This is a genomic window from Ruminococcus flavefaciens AE3010 (assembly GCF_000526795.1).
Lineage (GTDB): Bacteria > Bacillota > Clostridia > Oscillospirales > Ruminococcaceae > Ruminococcus > Ruminococcus flavefaciens_D.
The window spans coordinates 415,544-434,816 of sequence record NZ_JAGT01000001.1 but is presented as its reverse complement, the minus strand read 5'-3'; the positions used below and the strand labels follow the sequence as shown (position 1 = coordinate 434,816).

Genomic DNA, 19,273 nt, shown 5'->3' with positions numbered 1-19,273 from the left:
GCGTAATTCCATACTCTTATATTTTACTACTTTGTGGAAAAAATGTCAAGAGGATTCCGTATTTTTTCGGTATTCAAATCCAAAATCACTGAATAAGCCCTATTTGTGAAGAATTATAATGCTTTTTCAGCTCATCGCAGAACTCTTTTGTCACCTTTACACTCAGCTTTGTGCGCGGAATAACAGTTTTTTTCATGTCTGTCAGATACAGACATACTGCTGTACCGCCGATGTTTCTGCCGCAAAGCTCAACAAACTCATTTGTAAATGAGGCTTCGGAAGAAGTTGTTTTTATACAGAGCTTCATATTTGATACAGAGCGTTCAAATTCAGTATCAGCGGTTATTGCTCCGCATATTACAGTAAGTCTGTCGTCCTTGACAGAAATTTTTCCGTTAATTAGAACTATACCGTCAGATACGAGCTTGCCGCCGCATACCATAAAAAGATCAGGGAATACAACGCCCTCTATCTCGCCTGTCTCATCTGAAAAGGTGACGAAGCTCATCTTGTCGCCGTTCTTTGTGACATGAAGCTTTGAGCTTTCCACGCAGCATAGGAGCTTTACGGAAGTACCGTCCCTGACGCTGCTGTCGGTAAGGATATCTCCTATCCTGCGGACGTGCATCAGTTCTCCTATCCAGTAATAAGGCGAAAGCGGATGTCCGCTGAGATACATTCCTGTTGCTTCCTTTTCCATCGCAAGGAGCTGTTTGGTATCGTACTCCTGCTTATAAGGGATACGCACATTCATCTCAGAAGTGTCCATTCCCTCGAGGAAGTTCAGCTGTCCCTCAATTACTCCTCTTGTACCCGAGCCTGTCATATCAAGAATAGTTTCGTAGCTTTCCAGCATCTGACGCCGATTATGTCCAAGTCCGTCAAATGCTCCCGACTTGATAAGGTTTTCGAGGGCTTTTTTGTTAAGCTCCCTGCCCTCCACACGCTCGCAGAAGTCCTGCAAGCCTGTAAAATTACCGTGTTCGTTGCGCTCGGCAATTATCTTGTCTGCGAGTCCGCTTCCCGCATTTTTTATGGCAAGTAGTCCGAAATACATCTTGCCGTCTGCAAATGTGAAGCCCTTGCCGCTCTTGTTTACGTCGGGACTTAGTATCTCAATGCCGTTTTCCTTGCAGGAGTTGATATACTCCGCAAGCTTATCGCTCTGTCCCATAACGCTTGACATAAGCGCCGCCATGTATATTCCGCGGTAATGGCATTTAAGAAACGCAGTCTGATAAGCAAGGTATGCATATGCTGCCGCGTGTGACTTATTGAATGCATAGGACGCAAAGCTGACCATTTCATCGAATACCGAATTTGCAATATCTTCCGATACTCCGTTGTCAGCCGCTCCCTTTACGAAGCTCTCGCGTTCTTTCAGCATTACATCGTGCTTCTTTTTAGCCATAGCTCTGCGGACTATATCCGCATGACCGTAGGAATAGCCTGCAAGCTTTCGGCATATCTCCATTACCTGCTCCTGATATACCATACAGCCGTAGGTATCTTCCAGAATATCTTTGAGAAGCGGGTGCTTGTAGGTGACGCTTTCGGGATGCTTCTTGTTTTCGATATATACGGGTATGGACTTCATAGGTCCGGGGCGGTACAGTGAGATTATAACTATCAAGTCCTCCAGACGCTCGGGAGCAAGCTCCATAACGCGGGCAGTCATGCCCTCGCTCTCAAACTGGAAAACGCCCTCTGTATCTCCCTGGGTCATCATTGCATAGACTTCCCTGTCGTCTACTGGAATTGCGCTTATATCAAAATCAGGGTCAGTCTTGTGTATCTCGTTAACTGTGTCTCTTATAATTGTAAGATTACGCAGTCCGAGAAAGTCCATTTTCAGAAGTCCCAGTGACTCCAGAATGCCCATTGTGTACTGAGTCACTACTGTATCGTCATTCTTCTGCAATGGTACAAGATCACTGAGAGGTACTGCCGATATTACAACGCCTGCCGCATGAGTTGAAGCATGGCGGGGCATACCCTCAAGCTTTTTTGCAAGGTCTATACATCTGCGCATATCCCTGTCGGAGTGATAAAGTCCGCTGAGCTCATCAGACTCCTTCATCGCCTGACTAAGCGTTGCACGGGGGTCTATCTCCTTGGCGGCTCTGTCACAGAGCTGATAGGATATACCAAGAACTCTGCCCACGTCGCGGACCGCCGCACGGGCTTTCAGGGTATCGAATGCTATTATCTCCGAAACATAATCAGCACCGTATCTTCTGACTACGTAGTCCTTGACGCTCCGGCGTCCCTCGATACAGAAGTCGATATCAAAGTCGGGCATGCTTACTCTCTCGGGATTGAGAAAGCGCTCGAAGAGAAGATTGAACTTTATGGGGTCTATACCTGTAATGCCTATGCAGTATGCGCAAAGGCTTCCTGCTCCCGAACCACGTCCCGGACCTACAGGCACATTATGCTCGCGGGCATAGCGGATAAAATCCCATACAATAAGGTAGTAGTCCGTGTAGCCCATTTTTGTGATGACGTCAAGCTCATACTCCATGCGCTCAGTGACGTTTTTCGGCGGAGCTTCACCGTATCGCTCTATCATTCCCCTGCGGCAAAGCTCGCGGAAGTATTCCCTGTTGTCGTCAACGCCCTCGATCGTAAACTTTGGGAGCTTTATGTTGCCGAACTCAAATTCAACATTACAGCGCTCTGCTATCTGGACAGTATTGCTTACAGCTTCTTCATGTCCTTTGAAGAGAGCTGCCATTTCGTCTGCTGACTTAACATAGAACTCATCTGTCTCAAAGCGCAAGCCTGTGGGATCATCTATAGTCTTTCCGGTCTGTATGCAGAGAAGTACATTCTGCATTTCGGCGTCCTTTTTTTCAATATAATGGCAGTCATTAGTAGCAGCAAGAGGTATACCTGTTTCCGTTGAAAGCTTATAGAGAAGCGGAAGTATTTTCAGTTCATCTTTGATACCGTGGTTCTGTATCTCGATGAAGTAGTTGTCTTCGCCGAATATGTCGCGATATTTCAGTGCGACCGACTTTGCTTCATCGTAATGACCGTCAGCAAGAAGACGGGGTATCTCACCTGCAAGGCAGGCTGACAGGCATATAAGTCCGCTGTGGTACTTTTTAAGCAGTTCAACATCTACTCTGGGCTTATTGTAAAAGCCCTCTATGCTCGCTATAGAGACAAGCTTTACAAGATTTCTGTAGCCCTCGTTGTTCTCGCATAAAAGTATAAGGTGATAGGGTGACGCGTCAAGCTTCGGCTCACGGTCATGGCGTGTACGTCTTGCAACGTATACCTCACAGCCGATAATAGGCTTTATTCCCTCTGCTCTTGCAGCGTTCCAGAACTCCACAGCTCCGTACATATTTCCGTGGTCTGTTATGGCTGCAGCAGTCTGTCCAAGCTCCTTAACGCGGACAATAAGCTCCTTAATGCGACAGGCTCCGTCAAGGAGACTGTACTCGGTGTGGACATGAAGATTTACAAATTCGTCACTTCGCATTTGCCCCTCCACCTCCGCGTATCTCGTCGGCTATCTTTGCCAGCTTCTTGAAGCGGTGATTGACTCCCGAACGGCTAATGGGCTCGCTCAGAGTCTCACCTATTTCCTGCAGGCTCATATCGATGTTCTCTGCTCTGAGCTGAGCTACCTCGCGGAGCTCGTCGGAAAGAGTTTCAAGTCCAACAGTCCTGTCAATGAGCTTTATATCCTCTATCTGCTTCATGGCAGCCTTTACCACCTTGTCGATATTGGCTGCATCACAGTTGGCTATCCTGTTGGCTTTATTGCGTATGTCCTTGTATATCTTGGTATTCATAAGCTCCAGTGTACACTGAGACGCGCCGATAAAGGTCAGCGTGTCCTCAATGGACTCACTGCCCTTGATATAGACTATATGCTGTCCCCTGCGGAGTACGGTCTTTGCGGTAACGCCTATATCTCCGAGAAGTGTTGCAAGCTGCTGTGCCAGCTGCTCCTCAGGGCAGGCAAATTCAAGGTGATACTCCTTATTGGGATCGTTTACGCTTCCGCAGGCAAGAAAAACTCCTGCTGTAAAAACTCCGAGACTATTTGTGGCAATAATCTCGGAATCGATAAGCCTTGCATCGTCAGCAAGGTGATATTTCTGAAAAACTGCTTCTGCGTCCTCGCCGTCAGCATCACAGGAACACAGTACAACACCGTTTTTTCTTGTGTGTTCGGTTATACTCAGCTCTCTTCGGAATACAGCCGAAAACAGGCTGCAAAAAAGCTCGGCTGATATCCTGCTCTCGCTCTGAAAGCATATGTGCTCACGGGTAAGGCTCCTGCAAAACAGCAGCATACCGTAAAGGCAGGCAAAACGCCTATCTTTATCGTTTACAGAAGAACAGATCTCCTGCCTTACATCATTTGAGAATGATATTTCAACTCACTCCCCACTCAGAATTTTTTGTCTTTAGTAATATCGCGGTGGTACTTCTGCACCTTGTATTCTTTTTCAATAAGATGATCAGCCATAAGCTCGGCAAAGGTTATGGAGCGGTGTTTTCCGCCTGTACAGCCGAAAGCAATTACAAGCTGGCTCTTTCCCTCCTGAACATAAAGGGGTATAAGATAGTCGATAAGGTCTTTAAGCTTGTCAAAAAGAGTCTGCGACTGCCCAAAGCCCATAACATAATCCCTGACGCAGCTGTCGCAGCCCGTATGGTTGCGGAGCTCCTCGATATAGAAAGGATTCGGCAGACACCTAACATCAAACACAAGGTCAGCCTCGGTAGAGACTCCGTACTTAAAGCCAAAGGACATTACCTTGATAATGAGCGAATCAGAGCTCTTTTCAAGAAAAATGGACTTTACCTGCTCCTTTAGCTGCGAAGTTGTAAAGTTGGACGTCTCTATGTAGTAGTCCGCTATCTCACGCAGCTGAGAAAGCTGTGTCCATTCATAGTTTATGGCTTCATGTATGTTTCCGTTGAATTTATCATAAAGGGGGTGTCTGCGGCGTGTTTCCTTATAACGCTGCAGCAGTACGTCGTGAGTTGCTTCGATAAACAGAACTTTTACGTCAACATCGGGGTGGCGCTTCAGTTCCAGCCACGATTGGTATATCTCCGCAAACATTTCGCCTGTACGTATATCGACAGCTACGGCTATCTTATTTATATCAGTTTCAGATTGCCTGCACAGGTCAACGAACTGTGTTATGAGCTTGGGCGGTATATTGTCCATACAGTAGAAGCCGATATCCTCCATAACGTCCATAACACTTGATTTTCCCGAGCCTGACATACCCGTTACGATCAGTAACTGCATAATTCTCTCCTTAATTACTAAAGATCAGCTGAGGATCACAGGTTCAAGCTCCAGCTGGAAGCCTGTTTTCTCCTTTACGATCTTTTTGACCTTTTCGCAGAGCTCAAGAACATCCGCACAGGTCGCATATCCCTTATTTATTACAAATCCGCTGTGCTTTTCGCTTACCATTGCACCGCCGCAGGTCAGTCCTTTAAGTCCGCACTGATCTATGAGCAGTGATGCATAGCTTCCCTCGGGACGCTTGAATGTGCTTCCTGCACTTGGATAATCAAGAGGCTGCTTAGAGCTTCTCTTTGCCATACATTCCGACATGGCTGCCTTTATCTCATCGGGATCACCCGATTCAAGCTCCATTGTAACAGAGGTTATCACTCTGTCCGAGCCTGAGAAAAAGCTGCTGCGGTATGAAAGCTCCATATCGTCGCGGCTTATGGTTTTGATATTGCAGTCCTCATCAATGTACTCAGCACAGACTACAACGTCCTTCATCTCGCTGCCGTATGCGCCTGCGTTCATGTACAGTGCACCGCCTACAGTTCCCGGGATACCGAAGAGGTTTTCCATACCTTTCAGACCGAGCTGCTGGGCGCGTACACAGGCAGATGCAAGAAGAGCTCCCGCATCGCAGCGTATTGTATTACCCTTAGCCTCGATGCGTGCAAAATCGCTTCCGAAAAGAAGTATCACACCGTCAAAGCCCTCATCGGAAACAAGTACATTGCTTCCTCTGCCGAGGATACCGTACTTGATACTGTTCTGCTTCATGTATTTTATAAGCTCGGCAGCTGACATTGCAGAATTAACATTGATAAGTGCCCTGCAGGGACCGCCAAATTTGAAGGTTATATATTCTTTAAGCGATACCTCGGGAGTTATCCTGCACCCGAGCTTTTCGCATAGTTTAGTCAATCCATTGATATCCAAAGTAGTTTCCCCCTGAATCTTTCAATTATGTATCTGCATTATCAGAATGCGTCGTACTCGCGCACAACTTCCTTGGGGTCGGACTCCATTCCAAGTCTGTTCAGAAGCTCGCGGGCAGCATTGTAGCCCATTTTCTTCTGTCTGTTGTTCATGGCTGCAACTTCAAGTATGACTGCAAGGTTACGTCCGGGCTTAACAGGTATGGTAAGAGACGGTATCTTTACGCCGAGAAGGCTTACAAACTCGGTATCTACGCCCATACGGTCGTATATCTTTTCTGACTTCCACTGCTCAAGCTCTACTACAAGGTCGATCTTCTCTGTCATCTTTACGGCACCGATACCGAAAAGACGTCTTGCATTGATGATTCCGATACCGCGGAGCTCAAGGAAATGGCGGATATTATCAGGTGAGCTTCCCACAAGACTGATATTTGACACCTTTCTGATCTCAACAGCGTCATCGGCAACAAGTCTGTGACCGCGCTTTACAAGCTCGATAGCTGTCTCGCTCTTTCCTACGCCGCTCTCGCCTGTGATGAATACGCCTTCGCCGTATATTTCAATAAGAACACCGTGACGTGTTATTCTCGGAGCAAGTGTAAGGTTAAGGAATGCGATAAGAGCTGCAATGAAATTGGACGTGCTCTCCTTGCTTCTGAGAAGCGGCACCTCATACTGACTTGCGAACTCTCTCATTTCAGCAAATTCAGGAAGCTCTCTTGTGATTATTATTGCAGGGATTCGCTTTGAGAAGAGACACTGCAGACGCTCTCTTCTTGTCTTTTCATCAATAGTTGAAAGGTAAGCGAATTCCATTTTTCCGATTATCTGGATACGCTCAGGGTTGAAGTACTCATAGAAGCCCATGAGCTGCAGTCCCGGACGGTTTACGTCATTCTCATCGATCATTATCTCGTTTGGATCTTTCGGCACATAAATTGCTTCAAGCTTGAATTCATCCATAATACGCTGAAGCGACACCTTGAAATTATCAGCCATAATAAACTCCTGTCTCCGACAAGCAGTCGGGAATTATTTTTTAGCCGAGTACATATGAATCGAATCCGTAATCGACTATTTCTTCCTTTGCATCAAGCAGATCCTGTGTACTTACCGTATCGCCAGAAACGCGAACAGCTACGTTGAAATCCTCAACGTCATCGCTCACAAGGTCAAGCATTTTCTTTACGTTTTCAGCAGGAGTACCGTTAAACTCATACACAGTGTCAAGTGTATAGACTCCGTAGCTGATAGCGTCCATATCTATATTCAGAACAACAGTATTTACTTTAAGAAGCATGGGCTGCAGAACATCGTCCTTGCCCTTTAAAAGGTCAGCCGCATCAACTTCAAGAAGCATGGTGGCTCCGTTATGCATTATCTTGTCATACATAAGGTTTGCAGCAGATGTAAGCGCCATATATCTGTCAGGACCTGTTACCTTGTCTCCAAGATATTCAACATCAGAGGGACGGAAATCAGGGAAGATGAAATCATAGCATACCACCTTGTTAAAGCCTGCCGATGATATCTCCTCAACAATGTCACTGTTGTAGCTTACGGCGGTTTCCGAGAAAGGATTCATCCACGGCTTTCCGCCTGCCTCAACGGTATTGTCGATCCACTGTGAACCGTCATCTACTGTGATATAGCTCATATCACGGAAGTATTTCGGGAGCGTATTGTCGTTGAAGGTGCTAACAAGTGCAACAGGCTTATACCCTGCATCACTTATAGTTGAAACTATGTCCTTGAGCCTGATATATGAACGCACCAGACCTGCCGACGTTGCGTAATAGTTGTTTGAAGCGTAATAAATATCGCCGCCGCCGACTTTCAGCGGAACCTCTACAAACTCTATGCTCTCACCCTGAGGTATACGCTTGAGAGCGTCCTTTAGGGTATCTGTACCTATCAGATCATTTGTGCTCAGGGCATAGGCTCTGTACTTTTCCGCGTCCAGAGGCAGCGGTACAGCAGGCTCTGTATTATCTTCAACAGGCTCGCCGTTTTCATCGGTAATACTTTCCGTAGCCGAAAGAACAGCAGAGCTGTCTGCGTTATCGCCCTTTTTCTTAGAGTAATTTATAAGCGGTTCGGCAACACTGTAGCCTATAAAGCCGATACCGCCTATAAGAAGAACAGTAAGACCTACAGAAAAAGCCTTTCCCACAGGACTTTTGCCGTAGTAATTCTTTTCTTTGGTCTTATAGATCTTTCTTCCTTTGTTTTTAAACTTCATTTAATAACTCTCCTATAATATCAGTATATTGCTTTTATTTAAGCGAATATACTGCCATTGAAATGATCCCAAGATATACAAGCATTGCAGGGAATCCTCTGAACGATGCAGGTACCTTTGCCGAATTGAGCTTGCGATATGCAGCAGCAAGGATCAGTGCCGCTACAATAAAGCCCAGACCTGCTTCAAATCCTGCGAAAACATATCCGCCAAGATCAAAAGCAATGCTATAGTCTTCTGCTCTGCCGCTTATGGTAAAAAGCGTTCCCATGACAGCGCAGTTGAAAGCGGAAACATGGATATATTTGCGGAAGTCCGCAAACCATTTTCTTCCCGCAAAATAAGACACAGTCAGCATAATGATATACAGTATCCCGATAACTGCCGTATAGAACAGCAGTCTCAGATCAGCAGCAGAGGTCGGCAGCAGGCTGTCTATCAAATAAGCCGCAGCCGAACCGAGTGTGGTGAAAACTGTAATGACGCACGATGTGGCAATCATGTTTTTCTTGCTGTCAGCCGCTATAAACATGGTACTTGTGCCCAGCGCCTGAGATAATATAAGATTAGCCGCAAGGAGCGCTATAAGTTCATCTATCAGAAACATCAGCATTACTCCTTACTTCGTTATTTTTTGAGACAAGTCCCCGAATGAATCTGTATGCTCCGCACATAAGTCCTAAGAATATGAAGCCGCCGAATGGCTGTGAAAGTCCGCTCACAAGCGTATTGACGTCAACTATCCTGCTGTTTATGGTGCCGTATGCAAACAGCTCGCGGACCACGCCCGTAATGAGCATTACCGCATCAAATCCGAGGATACAGAATACAAGGGATATTATCATATCAAGCCTTTTCATGCGGAAGAACTTTGCTTCCGTCTGAAAGACTATAAGTGAATTAACCGCAAGCAGCGGAAAATAAATGCCTATGCGTTCTATAACTCCCGGGAAGAATTCTCGTGTCACAAGCTTTACAGGTATAAATACAAGGGCAGAAATTATTGCATATAGTATGACCTTTACGGTATACGGAAGCTTTTGGGGTACAAATGAAGCAAGCACAACCGAAATAAAGGTTATTGCCGTAAAGGCATACACGAGAGCTTCGGCGTTTTTCAGCGTATCTCCGCAGATTATCACGGGAGATATGACCATAAGTCCCGACAGGACGATATTATCCCCAAGGACTCCGCCGAGCAGCTTTTTATTGACCATGTACAGCTGCCCCCTCTCCGTTGGCGTTTTCAGCCGCTACAGTTTCCGCGTGTTCCTTTTCCGCAAGCTCTATCTTCTTTTCGAGATTTTTAAAGCCGAGAGCTATGGGAGTAAACAGCACAGATACGATAATAATGGCGTTTTCCTTTACGCCTGTAGCAACAAGCACATAGGAAATGACTCCGATGAACAGTCCGTAGAAAAAAGCATAGTAATTGCGCTTGGGAGCTATTCTTACATCGGAAACTATATATATCGCCGAAAATAGTACCATATTCAGCACAAGAGAATACTTCAGGGAAGCCGCTCTTGAACTGAGAACAGGTGTAACTACCGCAAAAAAGCCTGTGCCGAAAACGGTTCCGATAAAGGCTCCTGCGGAAATACTTCTTCTGAACATGAGCACGACTGCGGCAACACATAGGAGCAGCACGCTTACAGAGCCCGATGGTCCGCTGAAATTACCCAGCAGCAGTTCAAAATCCGTATGGGAGAAAACTCTTGTTGTATTAAAAACATATGAAGCCGACTTGACCAGCGAAGTCGGGTGATCGAATATTCCTGTCTTTGTGTATGGCTCAGTGTACTGGAGAAGCTGTCTGCCCCACGATGTAAGCAAAAATACATAGCCTGCTGCCGCAGGAGAAAAGATCATGTTTATCCTGCCGCCAAAGACGTTCTTTGCAACAATAATGGCAAACAGCACTGCTAAGGCTGCCACTTTATAGTCCATGACCACAGGCATCATTAGAGCAAGTATGAGCGCATCAGATGTACAGGTCAGGTCATCAGCCGTGAATTTTCTGTTCATGATACGAAGAGATATGAACTCTGCAACAGCCGAAACCGCCACACAAACTCCTGCAAGAACAACAGAACGCATTCCGTAATAGAAATAGGACATCAGCTCCAGAGTAAGGAGCGTAAGCATAATATCAAGCCATATAAGGCGTTCTTTTCTCGCTTTTTTCAGCATGACATATCTTCTTTCAGAGCCTTTGCAGCCTCAGCCATATTATCGGCAGCAAAAAGATAGCTTCCCGATACCAGAACATTTGCACCTGCCTCACGGACAGCAGCAGATGTTGTACCGTTGATGCCGCCGTCAACTTCAACATTGACGTTCAGTCCGAGTTCTGTGATCTTCTGACGAATAGCGCGTATCTTATCGAGAGTCTCGGGAATAAAGCTCTGACCGCCAAAGCCGGGCTCAACTGTCATAACAAGCACCATATCAAGATAAGGCAGATACTCAAAGACGCTTTCGGCGGAAGTTGCAGGCTTTATTGCAAGCGCCGCCCTGACTCCGCAGCTTCTTATTGTCTTGATAGTTTCAAGAGTATCGCTGTCGCTTTCAATATGAAAGCATATTATATCAGCACCGCTTTCAGCAAAACGCTGAACATATTTCAGAGGGTCGGCTATCATAAGATGAACGTCAAGGGTAATATCCGTGACCTTTCTTACCTGCTGAAGTACAGGAAGTCCGAAGGTTATATTATTGACAAAGATACCGTCCATAACATCAAAATGAAGCATATCTATGCCGTTATCCTCAAGCTTTTTTATCTCTCTGCCAAGTTCAAGCATATCTGCGCTCAGCACAGAAGCCGAAACATAATTTTTCAATTTATCACTTCTTCCGATATAACTCATCTGAAAGTACCGACAAAAGTCTTCCTTTCAAAAACCATACACATCTATTATATAATATTTATTCCTCAACGTCAATACAGATAAATTGTTTTTTATTTTATTTTTATTTGATCAAATTGCTTTTAGGATATGTTAAATGCTTTTATTTTTTATAAAGTCCATGCATTCAAACATATTATTAGCTATCCAGCTTAATGAGGTGATATTCTATGTTTATTGAATTGCTGCGGAATCTTTTCTTTTTCGCCCTGCATATCGAAAGCTCTTCCGTTTTTCCCAAGCCCCTTTCCAAAAAAGAGGAGGAAGAATGCTTTGAACTTATGTCAAAGGGTGACAGCTCCGCAAGGAACAGGCTTATTGAGCACAATCTCCGACTTGTTGCTCATATCGTCAAAAAATACGCCTCGGGAGCAGACGAACAGGATGAACTTATATCCGTAGGTACAGTAGGTCTTATAAAGGCTGTCTCCTCCTTTGACTACTCAAAGGGAGCTAAATTTGCCACATATGCAAGCAGATGCATTGAAAAAGCAACACTATCATTACGGCTCTAATAACTCAATAGGAAGCAATTCGAGAGCCTTTTCCAATATTTGGCGAATTTATCACAAAATCAGCAACAATTTCTTCATCATGTATAAGAAATACAACGGTATTATCAAATACGCTCCCCTGTTTCTCCATACAATACGCTTTATCAATAACCGTCACCTTACAAGATCGCAGTTATTCTTGCAGAACTCACCTGCTCCAGATGAACTTGAAACAGTATCGGACAAGCTCAAATGGTATCGTATCAACAACGGATTATTACAGCGAGAAGTTGCTAAGGTTATAGGCGTAGACAGAACAACTTACTCTCGTTATGAAGATAACATTCTCGAAGCCTACCCGTTGGATAAACTTTCAAAAGCAGCAGCTTTATTTAACATTGATATCTCTTTACTTCTTGATGACTATAACACTTTTCTTTACAGTGGACAAGGAAAACAAATAAAGGGACTGCGTAAGTCAATGAAGCTTACACAATCCCAGTTAGCTCAAAATATGAAAACGCCTCTCGGAACTCTCAAAAAATGGGAGCAGGACAAGTCTATAATTCCCAAAAAGACTTTTAAAAAGCTTTCCGAACTTCTAAACGCGCTCCATAACGTCTGACAGGCTCGTGAACAGCTTGCAGTTCTTTTCGCGAACCCGTTTGCCCTTAAAAATCAAACGCTTTAGAGAAGCTCTGAGAGGCGTGAAAAGAGGAAGATGAAATTAATAAATAAATTTGAATCCGTTATCAATGCAAATAGCCTTTTTAACATAGCTATCAAAGTTTCAGGCTTATTCATTCCCATTACTTGCAATAAATAGAAAGACGGAGTTGTAACGCTCCGTCTTTTGTCGATTTATGTATTGCTTTTCACTACAATTTTATCACAAATCATTGTAATAAGCTTTTTTGTTTCTTCTTCGGATAGATTCATTTTCTGAATCCTTTCAATCGCTGTTGTTGCATAAAACTCAGCTAAATTACTGCATAACCTTTTTTGAATATCTGCTGTTTTTGGATAATGAGGAATTATTTTCATACTCTTACCCCCATATTACAGCTTATTATTGCCAGTATGTCCGTTATGCTTTTTCTTACATTTTAAGTTGATTTGAATTCTCATTGTATGATTTACAACTTTTTCAACTTCTGTATCTGGATTCTTTTCAATAACTTCATAGGCTTTTTTATAATTACAATTCTCAAAATTGTACATTTCCTTTGCTTCGCCAAAGGTCATACTTATACGCTGAGGCTTTTTTATTCCTCTCGAACAGGCATAAAACTTTTTATTTGGTGGGTAAAAGCGCAATCTCTCGCCCTTAATTATACACTTCCTTTTATTTGGTTCTTCTGATTCTTTTTCAAACACGTCAAGATTTGTAAAACAGGCTGTAAAATATGCTCCTATATTATCATTTCCCGTCATTGGAGAAATGTAAGCAAAACCATGTCCCCAAATCTTTGTAATTTCAGCTATCGGAATATAAAGATTTCTATATTCCGTTGATTTCACCAGTGCATGAATATGCCAGCTCCCTGTTTGCTGTGGCTCAATTACACGGATATACTCTAAGTCACTATAGTGATATACGAATTTTTCCCAAAAGCGCTTGAAATCTATTGACGCTTTGTCAAAATCCTCCATTTTTTCAGCATAAGTCAATACAATAGCACGTTCATTAATTTCAGCGAAAAAGTTCGTATTTATAATCATACGAAGTCTTTCAAAAGATCTTTTCATCTTTCTTATGGTATTTTTGCTTAAATCATGCTGATACTGTCCTATTTCACCAGTTTCAGTATCAACATACAAATCCTTACTTTGACGTTTCAACCTACCGAGATTATAAGATTTACGTTCAACCAATCTGCCCTCGATAATATGACCACACTTGTATAACGTGATACTTGCATTATCACTGGGTTCATAGTCATACGCCTTACGAGTAAAGAATTTCATATTTGCATTTTCCATAAAAATGCCCTCTTTTCATGATTTAGTAAACCATAATCACATTGATTACAATTTCTAAATACTTCAGGCACTCAAAATTCAATTACTAGAAAAAACAAAATGATTAAAAATTTTTCCGCTGATGTAGCCTAATAAATCAAGTAAAAGGACATAAAAATAAGCACTCCACATTATCGTGAAGTGCTTAAAGCATATGTCTATTCAATATGGTTTTCTTTTCCCCAACCATATTCACTTTCTGTTTTATATTTATTTATCCATGCATCACTTTCAGTAAATTCACCTTTTGTATATGTAGTCATTTTTCCTGTACTAGTATCAAGTTTTATCATAACCGTCCACCATTTTGCTATTAGGTCAGGGCTCTTAGTCCATCCACGAACAATATAGTTATAATTACTGTCTTTATCAAGAATTTTTACATCATAAACTTCTGAATCATACTCAAGATTTTCCTTAATTTTCGATATTGCAAGCGTTTTTATTACATTTTCCTCTGTATCGCCAAATGTTTCTTTAAAAAACTCCTCTGATTCTGAACTTGATGAAATCTTCGTATCAGATGAACCTATTTTATCACTTTCATCATCACCAAAAATAGCAATAACAATTATTACGGCTAATAATAAAGCAAAAATGTATCCTATAATAATCAAACCCTTATGCTTTTTCTTAGGCTTCTCCGATACTTGTACTAAATTAGGCTGATTAGGCATACCATTAACATTTGTACCGCATTCGGGACACATATCTATACCGTCATTGATTTCTTTTCCACACTTTTTACAGATCATTTTTATACCCCCATTTTAATTAATCTTTTGATTTCTTCGATTATTCGTTCATCTGTTTCAAGAAAAACAGTGTTTCTTCTATTGATATGCTCAATAAAATTGATATTCATATAGGCAAGATTTATAGGCGGCGAAAAGCTTTTTATCCAAAGAACGCTCAATCCTGTATTGACACTATAAGAAGCAGGCATTGGCTCATCAGTTACAATTCCGATAGCCTTTATTTTCATTTCATTTTTCGTTGCTTGGTGAAGGGATTTTGCAAAAACCACATCGCCTTTCTGAATGTCAGCAATAACGCTTTCATAATTTGGCTTTACATCTTTCTCAAAGCCCATATACCAAACATTATTGTCAATACATTCCTGCAAAATGTCGATTGGATTATCGGTATAAGCTCCTAACTTTACACCAACACCATAAAACTTCATTGTACATACCCCCTAATTTTATTTTCTTAATTATAACATTTTTAATACTTATAGTCAATATTTAATGCTACAAATTAATTTATTCCGTTTTGTAAATAATGTATAATAAAAGAGTAAGGGAGTGAAGCTATGGAAAAAGAACTTGATTACGTCGCACTTGGAATGCGTATTCGCAAGGCACGAAAAGAACGTCATGTTACGCAGGAACAGCTCGGAGAAATATGCGAGCTTTCTACTGCACATATAGGTCATATTGAAAGAGGTACACGAATCCCCTCTCTTGATACACTTTTCAGAATCGCACAGGCACTTAATATAAGCACTGACTATCTGATTTTTGACTCCATTGCTCCCGACGAAAATCTTTTTACTTCACTTAATTCCATACTTCAAAACAAGGATAAACGAAAAGTAAAGACTTTTCTGACTATCATTCGAGCGATAGCAGATAAAATTGATGAATTATAAAATAAGTCCTATGATGAAATAACACATCGTAGGACTTTTTTATTACTATTTCCACATTATTTGCAAAATAATTAATCTAATTTCGTTAAAAGTGTTGCAAATTAAGCAAATTTGCGGTATAATAGTCTTAGGGGTAAAAGCCGCAATGATACATAACTTATCCACTATTTTAAGGAGGCTACTATGGCAGACTTACGTAAAACCGCTATTTATTCAAGAAAATCAAAATTCACTGGTAAGGGTGAAAGTATTGAAAGTCAGGTTGATTCATGTAAAGATTACCTTAAAAGATTTTATCCTGACACAAAAGAGGAAGATATAGTTGTTTTTGAAGACGAAGGATATTCAGGTGGTAACACCAATCGTCCCCAATTTCAAAAAATGTTAAATGAATGCAGACAAAACAATATACGCAGGATCGTTTGTTATAAGCTTGACAGAATCAGCAGAAGTCTTTCTGATTTTATGAAGCTTTATGATGAACTGGAATATTACCGAATTGAATTTGCAGCAGTTAATGATAGTTTTGATACCCATACTTCTACAGGACGTGCAATGCTTAATATGACAATGGTTTTTGCTCAGCTTGAACGTGAAACTATTGCAGAACGTATCCGTGATAATATGCTTTTCCTTGCAAGAGACGGACGCTGGCTTGGAGGCAATCCACCGTTAGGTTACGTTAGTAAGGAAACAATTGGAAGCACTACTACTGACGGAAAAACACGAAAGGCAAGAATGCTTTTATTAGTTGATGAAGAAGCAAGAGTTGTAAAAACTATTTTCTCAAAATTTCTGGAATACAAATCACTAACAAAAACAGAAACCTATTTTATTCAAAATGATATTCTTACAAAGCGTAATAATTCTTTTTCCCGATTTACATTAAGAAGTATTTTAAGAAATCCTGTATACCTAATCGCTGATGAGCAAGCATGGAATTACTTTACGGTAGAAGGCGCTACAATTTATGCTGACAAAGAACAATTCGATTGTATTCACGGAATGATGATATACAATAAAACAAATCAGCAAACAGGAAGAGCTAATTTGATAAATGACATAAAGGATTGGGTTATCTCAGTTGGCAAACATAAGGGAATTATAAAAGGTAAAGATTGGGTTCAAGTTCAGAAATTGCTGAATCAAAACAATTCAAAGTCTTATCGTAAGCCAAGAAGTAATGTCGCTTTGTTATCAGGTTTATTAATTTGTGGCAACTGTGGTAGCTTTATGCGTCCCAAACTCTCTCAAAGACGAAATAGCGGCGGAGAATTGATTTATGATTACGTTTGCGAGCTTAAAGAAAAAAGTAAAAGTCAGAAATGCAATATGAAACGTCCAAACGGAAATAAGATAGATCGTCTTATTTGTGAAGAAATAAAGAAACTATCGTCAGTAGAATCCGAATTTATGAAGTATTTAAAACAAGGAATCAGAAATATTGATTACAACACCGAAACCTATCAAGAAACACTAAAAGATTTAAGAAAATCAAAAACAAAATACGATACACAAATCAATAATCTTTTGCAATCACTTGCACAAGCTCAAGACTCAGCAGCTTCAACGTACATTTTGAAACAAATAAATGATATTGACATAAATATTAAAGCAATCGAAAAACAAATATCTGAGTATATGGAAATATTAAACACTACAGCCACATCAGAGCAAGATTTTGAAATTCTTTCTGAAATGCTTTCAAATACATCTAACTACATTGATAATATGACAGTTGAGCAAAAAAGAAACGCTCTCCGCAGTATCATACACAAAATCGTATGGGACGGCGAAAATGCTCACATCTACTTTTTTGGTTCTGATGATTCAGAAATTGACCTTTCAGACGAACCTCCTCCTAAAGCCGCAGCGATAGGGTTGCAAATGAGATACTCATGCAGTTCCGTGCCGCAAAAAAATCAGCAGGCGATGTTTATATCAACGAGCCCGTTGAGACTGACAAGGACGGCAATGCTCTGACTCTCATGGACCTTATCGACGATGGCATCGACATACACGAACAGGTGGATATACTCATACGCTCCCGACAGCTTTACAGCTTTCTGAACGAATGTCTTGACAGCCGTGAACTGGATATTATCATCTACCGATACGGACTGTACGGCAGTAAGCCCCATACACAGAACGAGACAGCAGCTAAAATGAGTATCTCAAGGTCGTATGTGTCCCGTCTGGAGAAAAAAGCCATTGGCAAACTGAAAAAAATGTTTGATAATGCTGCTTTTTAGTTGAAAAAAAACATAAAGTATGCTATAATTGATTCATATTTTAGAAAGGGGCTATAGGCTTGGATATTCTTGTTACAGGCGGAACTGTATTTGCAAGCAGATTTACTGCCGAATATTTCGCAAAAGCAGGACATAATGTATACGTCTTTAACCGCGGGAGCCGTCCCCAGCCTGAGGGAGCTACACCTATCATTGCTGACAGGCATGACCTCGGCGATATTCTTCGCCACAGGCATTTCGGTGCAGTCATCGATGTTACCGCCTACAATGGGCAGGACGTTGAGCACCTCCTTGACGGACTTGGCAGCTTTGACAACTATATCCTCATCAGCTCCAGCGCAGTTTATCCTGAAACGCTTCCTCAGCCTTTCAGGGAGACCGACAAATGCGGAGAAAACTCCATATGGGGCAGGTATGGTACTGACAAGATAGCCGCCGAAAAAGCTCTTTTCAGGCGTGTACCTAATGCTTATGTGCTTCGCCCGCCCTATTTATGCGGACCCATGAACAATCTGCACCGTGAAGCCTTTGTTTTTGAATGTGCCGAACAGGACAGGGAGTTTTATCTTCCGAAGCAAGGTGAAATGAAGCTTCAATTCTTTGACATAGGCGACCTGTGCAGAGTTATGGAAGCTATACTGCAAAAGCAGCCTGCTCAGCATGTTTTCAATGTTGGTAACGAAAAAGCCGTAACTATAAAAGAATGGGTCAGTCTCTGCTATAAGACTGTGGGCAAAACACCTCGATTTGAATATGTTGCTGAAAATATCCCTCAGAGAAGCTATTTTCCGTTCTATGACTATGAGTACTTCCTTGATGTTTCGGCTATGAGTTCACTTATCGGCAAGCTCACTTCCTTGGAAGAATCACTCCGCAGTTCATATGAATGGTTCAGAAATAACCGCCGGTCAATAGTCCGCAAACCGCTTAAAGAATACATTGACAAAGAGTTCAGAAAGGAAAAGCCATGATCTACACAAAACTAACCTGCAAAGCAATGGATATCGCATACAATGCACATCAGGGACAATTGGACAAGAGCGGTATCCCCTATATCTTTCACCCATATCATTTAGCTGAGCAAATGACAGACGAATTCACAGTCTGTGCTGCTCTGCTCCACGATGTAGTGGAGGATACCGACGTCACTATCGAGGACCTCGAAAAGGAATTCCCGTCGGAAGTCACCGAAGCTGTAAAGCTCCTTACACACACCGATAACGTGGATTACTTTGACTATATCCGCGCTGTAAAGAGAAACAGAGTGGCAAAGACCGTAAAGCTTGCCGACCTGCACCACAACTCCGATATCAGCAGGATAACAGACATCAAAAAGCGCATAAGCGATAAAACTATGGAGCGCATGCAGAAATACGCAGAAGCAGAAAAGATCCTTACGGAAGCAGACTGAAAATTGTACGTTTTGGTCTGTTGCTATTTTGGATCATTTGTGATATAATATCTCTTGCAGTCTTTTTTCG

General features: G+C 42.1%; 21 protein-coding genes. 7 read left to right on the top strand and 14 right to left on the bottom strand.

What is annotated here, in order from left to right; all coding sequences use genetic code 11:
* Nucleotides 1-85: 85 nt before the first annotated feature.
* Genes N774_RS0101935 through rpe form a run of 10 tightly spaced genes read right to left on the bottom strand, consistent with a single transcriptional unit; the run spans nt 86 to nt 11,331 of the window.
* Nucleotides 86-3,493: a DNA polymerase III subunit alpha gene (locus N774_RS0101935; RefSeq protein ID WP_024859614.1), complete on the bottom strand. Its 3,408-nt coding sequence runs from the start codon at nt 3,491-3,493 to the stop codon at nt 86-88.
* On the bottom strand, nt 3,483-4,397 hold the full coding sequence (gene whiA / locus N774_RS0101930) for a DNA-binding protein WhiA (protein ID WP_024859613.1): 915 nt from the start codon (nt 4,395-4,397) through the stop codon (nt 3,483-3,485). Before whiA ends, N774_RS0101935 begins: the two co-directional genes overlap by 11 nt.
* A 17-nt stretch (nt 4,398-4,414) precedes the next feature.
* Nucleotides 4,415-5,287, bottom strand: a complete 873-nt coding sequence (rapZ, locus tag N774_RS0101925) for an RNase adapter RapZ (protein WP_024859612.1) — start codon at nt 5,285-5,287, stop codon at nt 4,415-4,417.
* A 24-nt stretch (nt 5,288-5,311) separates the two neighbouring features.
* Nucleotides 5,312-6,214, bottom strand: coding sequence for a UDP-N-acetylmuramate dehydrogenase (murB, locus tag N774_RS0101920; RefSeq protein WP_024859611.1), 903 nt, complete (start codon nt 6,212-6,214; stop codon nt 5,312-5,314).
* 41 nt (nt 6,215-6,255) lie between these two features.
* On the bottom strand, nt 6,256-7,215 hold the full coding sequence (gene hprK, locus N774_RS0101915) for an HPr(Ser) kinase/phosphatase (RefSeq protein ID WP_024859610.1): 960 nt from the start codon (nt 7,213-7,215) through the stop codon (nt 6,256-6,258).
* A 40-nt stretch (nt 7,216-7,255) separates the two neighbouring features.
* The gene (locus N774_RS0101910; RefSeq protein WP_024859609.1) at nt 7,256-8,458 is read right to left on the bottom strand and encodes a putative glycoside hydrolase; all 1,203 of its coding nucleotides are present in this window, start codon (nt 8,456-8,458) and stop codon (nt 7,256-7,258) included.
* A gap of 34 nt (nt 8,459-8,492) precedes the next feature.
* Nucleotides 8,493-9,065, bottom strand: coding sequence for an Rnf-Nqr domain containing protein (locus tag N774_RS0101905; RefSeq protein WP_024859608.1), 573 nt, complete (start codon nt 9,063-9,065; stop codon nt 8,493-8,495).
* Nucleotides 9,049-9,675 carry an Rnf-Nqr domain containing protein gene (locus N774_RS0101900; RefSeq protein WP_024859607.1) on the bottom strand — a complete coding sequence of 209 codons (627 nt, stop codon included), beginning with the start codon at nt 9,673-9,675 and terminating at the stop codon, nt 9,049-9,051. Before N774_RS0101900 ends, N774_RS0101905 begins: the two co-directional genes overlap by 17 nt.
* On the bottom strand, nt 9,665-10,651 hold the full coding sequence (locus tag N774_RS0101895; RefSeq protein ID WP_024859606.1) for an RnfABCDGE type electron transport complex subunit D: 987 nt from the start codon (nt 10,649-10,651) through the stop codon (nt 9,665-9,667). The genes N774_RS0101900 and N774_RS0101895 overlap by 11 nt, the downstream gene beginning before the upstream one ends.
* Entirely contained in the window at nt 10,645-11,331 is a 687-nt protein-coding gene (gene rpe, locus N774_RS0101890; protein WP_242836536.1) for a ribulose-phosphate 3-epimerase, read from the bottom strand. The genes N774_RS0101895 and rpe overlap by 7 nt, the downstream gene beginning before the upstream one ends.
* 209 nt (nt 11,332-11,540) lie before the next feature.
* On the opposite strand from rpe, the gene N774_RS0101885 reads away from it, so the two are divergent.
* Nucleotides 11,541-11,885, top strand: a complete 345-nt coding sequence (locus N774_RS0101885) for a sigma factor (protein WP_024859604.1) — start codon at nt 11,541-11,543, stop codon at nt 11,883-11,885.
* Nucleotides 11,886-11,964: 79 nt separating this feature from the next.
* Nucleotides 11,965-12,489: a helix-turn-helix domain-containing protein gene (locus N774_RS0101880; RefSeq protein ID WP_024859603.1), complete on the top strand. Its 525-nt coding sequence runs from the start codon at nt 11,965-11,967 to the stop codon at nt 12,487-12,489.
* A 236-nt stretch (nt 12,490-12,725) separates the two neighbouring features.
* On the opposite strand, the gene N774_RS0101875 is transcribed toward N774_RS0101880, so the two are convergent.
* The 4 genes from N774_RS0101875 to N774_RS0101860 all read right to left on the bottom strand — a co-directional run bounded on the left by N774_RS0101875 (nt 12,726) and on the right by N774_RS0101860 (nt 15,072).
* Entirely contained in the window at nt 12,726-12,908 is a 183-nt protein-coding gene (locus tag N774_RS0101875; RefSeq protein WP_024859602.1) for a hypothetical protein, read from the bottom strand.
* A gap of 15 nt (nt 12,909-12,923) precedes the next feature.
* The gene (locus N774_RS17920) at nt 12,924-13,847 is read right to left on the bottom strand and encodes a rolling circle replication-associated protein (RefSeq protein ID WP_024859601.1); all 924 of its coding nucleotides are present in this window, start codon (nt 13,845-13,847) and stop codon (nt 12,924-12,926) included.
* A 197-nt stretch (nt 13,848-14,044) separates the two neighbouring features.
* On the bottom strand, nt 14,045-14,641 hold the full coding sequence (locus N774_RS0101865) for a zinc ribbon domain-containing protein (RefSeq protein WP_024859600.1): 597 nt from the start codon (nt 14,639-14,641) through the stop codon (nt 14,045-14,047).
* A gap of 2 nt (nt 14,642-14,643) precedes the next feature.
* Entirely contained in the window at nt 14,644-15,072 is a 429-nt protein-coding gene (locus N774_RS0101860) for a hypothetical protein (protein WP_024859599.1), read from the bottom strand.
* Between the two features lie 129 nt (nt 15,073-15,201).
* Here N774_RS0101860 and N774_RS0101855 point away from each other — a divergent pair, with 129 nt between their 5' ends.
* From N774_RS0101855 to N774_RS0101835, 5 genes are all read left to right on the top strand, one after another.
* Nucleotides 15,202-15,540 (top strand): helix-turn-helix domain-containing protein, encoded by a 339-nt coding sequence (locus N774_RS0101855; protein WP_024859598.1) that lies wholly within the window; start codon nt 15,202-15,204, stop codon nt 15,538-15,540.
* Between the two features lie 183 nt (nt 15,541-15,723).
* Nucleotides 15,724-17,523 (top strand): recombinase family protein, encoded by a 1,800-nt coding sequence (locus tag N774_RS0101850; RefSeq protein WP_024859597.1) that lies wholly within the window; start codon nt 15,724-15,726, stop codon nt 17,521-17,523.
* Complete coding sequence (locus N774_RS0101845; RefSeq protein WP_024859596.1) at nt 17,439-17,792, top strand: sigma factor-like helix-turn-helix DNA-binding protein; 354 nt, start codon at nt 17,439-17,441, stop codon at nt 17,790-17,792. Before N774_RS0101850 ends, N774_RS0101845 begins: the two co-directional genes overlap by 85 nt.
* Before the next feature lie 59 nt (nt 17,793-17,851).
* Nucleotides 17,852-18,763, top strand: a complete 912-nt coding sequence (locus N774_RS0101840; RefSeq protein ID WP_024859595.1) for an NAD-dependent epimerase/dehydratase family protein — start codon at nt 17,852-17,854, stop codon at nt 18,761-18,763.
* Nucleotides 18,760-19,203 (top strand): HD domain-containing protein, encoded by a 444-nt coding sequence (locus N774_RS0101835; protein ID WP_024859594.1) that lies wholly within the window; start codon nt 18,760-18,762, stop codon nt 19,201-19,203. The genes N774_RS0101840 and N774_RS0101835 overlap by 4 nt, the downstream gene beginning before the upstream one ends.
* Nucleotides 19,204-19,273 lie beyond the last annotated feature (70 nt).

Coding starts and splice junctions, on each gene's coding strand:
- N774_RS0101935 (WP_024859614.1), bottom strand. CDS start 3,493: ATGCGAAGTGACGAATTTGTAAATCTTCATGTCCACACCGAGTACAGT.
- rapZ (WP_024859612.1), bottom strand. CDS start 5,287: ATGCAGTTACTGATCGTAACGGGTATGTCAGGCTCGGGAAAATCAAGT.
- hprK (WP_024859610.1), bottom strand. CDS start 7,215: ATGGCTGATAATTTCAAGGTGTCGCTTCAGCGTATTATGGATGAATTC.
- N774_RS0101910 (WP_024859609.1), bottom strand. CDS start 8,458: ATGAAGTTTAAAAACAAAGGAAGAAAGATCTATAAGACCAAAGAAAAG.
- N774_RS0101905 (WP_024859608.1), bottom strand. CDS start 9,065: ATGTTTCTGATAGATGAACTTATAGCGCTCCTTGCGGCTAATCTTATA.
- N774_RS0101900 (WP_024859607.1), bottom strand. CDS start 9,675: ATGGTCAATAAAAAGCTGCTCGGCGGAGTCCTTGGGGATAATATCGTC.
- N774_RS0101895 (WP_024859606.1), bottom strand. CDS start 10,651: ATGCTGAAAAAAGCGAGAAAAGAACGCCTTATATGGCTTGATATTATG.
- rpe (WP_242836536.1), bottom strand. CDS start 11,331: ATGAGTTATATCGGAAGAAGTGATAAATTGAAAAATTATGTTTCGGCT.
- N774_RS0101885 (WP_024859604.1), top strand. CDS start 11,541: ATGTTTATTGAATTGCTGCGGAATCTTTTCTTTTTCGCCCTGCATATC.
- N774_RS0101880 (WP_024859603.1), top strand. CDS start 11,965: ATGTATAAGAAATACAACGGTATTATCAAATACGCTCCCCTGTTTCTC.
- N774_RS0101875 (WP_024859602.1), bottom strand. CDS start 12,908: ATGAAAATAATTCCTCATTATCCAAAAACAGCAGATATTCAAAAAAGG.
- N774_RS17920 (WP_024859601.1), bottom strand. CDS start 13,847: ATGGAAAATGCAAATATGAAATTCTTTACTCGTAAGGCGTATGACTAT.
- N774_RS0101865 (WP_024859600.1), bottom strand. CDS start 14,641: ATGATCTGTAAAAAGTGTGGAAAAGAAATCAATGACGGTATAGATATG.
- N774_RS0101860 (WP_024859599.1), bottom strand. CDS start 15,072: ATGAAGTTTTATGGTGTTGGTGTAAAGTTAGGAGCTTATACCGATAAT.
- N774_RS0101855 (WP_024859598.1), top strand. CDS start 15,202: ATGGAAAAAGAACTTGATTACGTCGCACTTGGAATGCGTATTCGCAAG.
- N774_RS0101850 (WP_024859597.1), top strand. CDS start 15,724: ATGGCAGACTTACGTAAAACCGCTATTTATTCAAGAAAATCAAAATTC.
- N774_RS0101845 (WP_024859596.1), top strand. CDS start 17,439: ATGCAGTTCCGTGCCGCAAAAAAATCAGCAGGCGATGTTTATATCAAC.
- N774_RS0101835 (WP_024859594.1), top strand. CDS start 18,760: ATGATCTACACAAAACTAACCTGCAAAGCAATGGATATCGCATACAAT.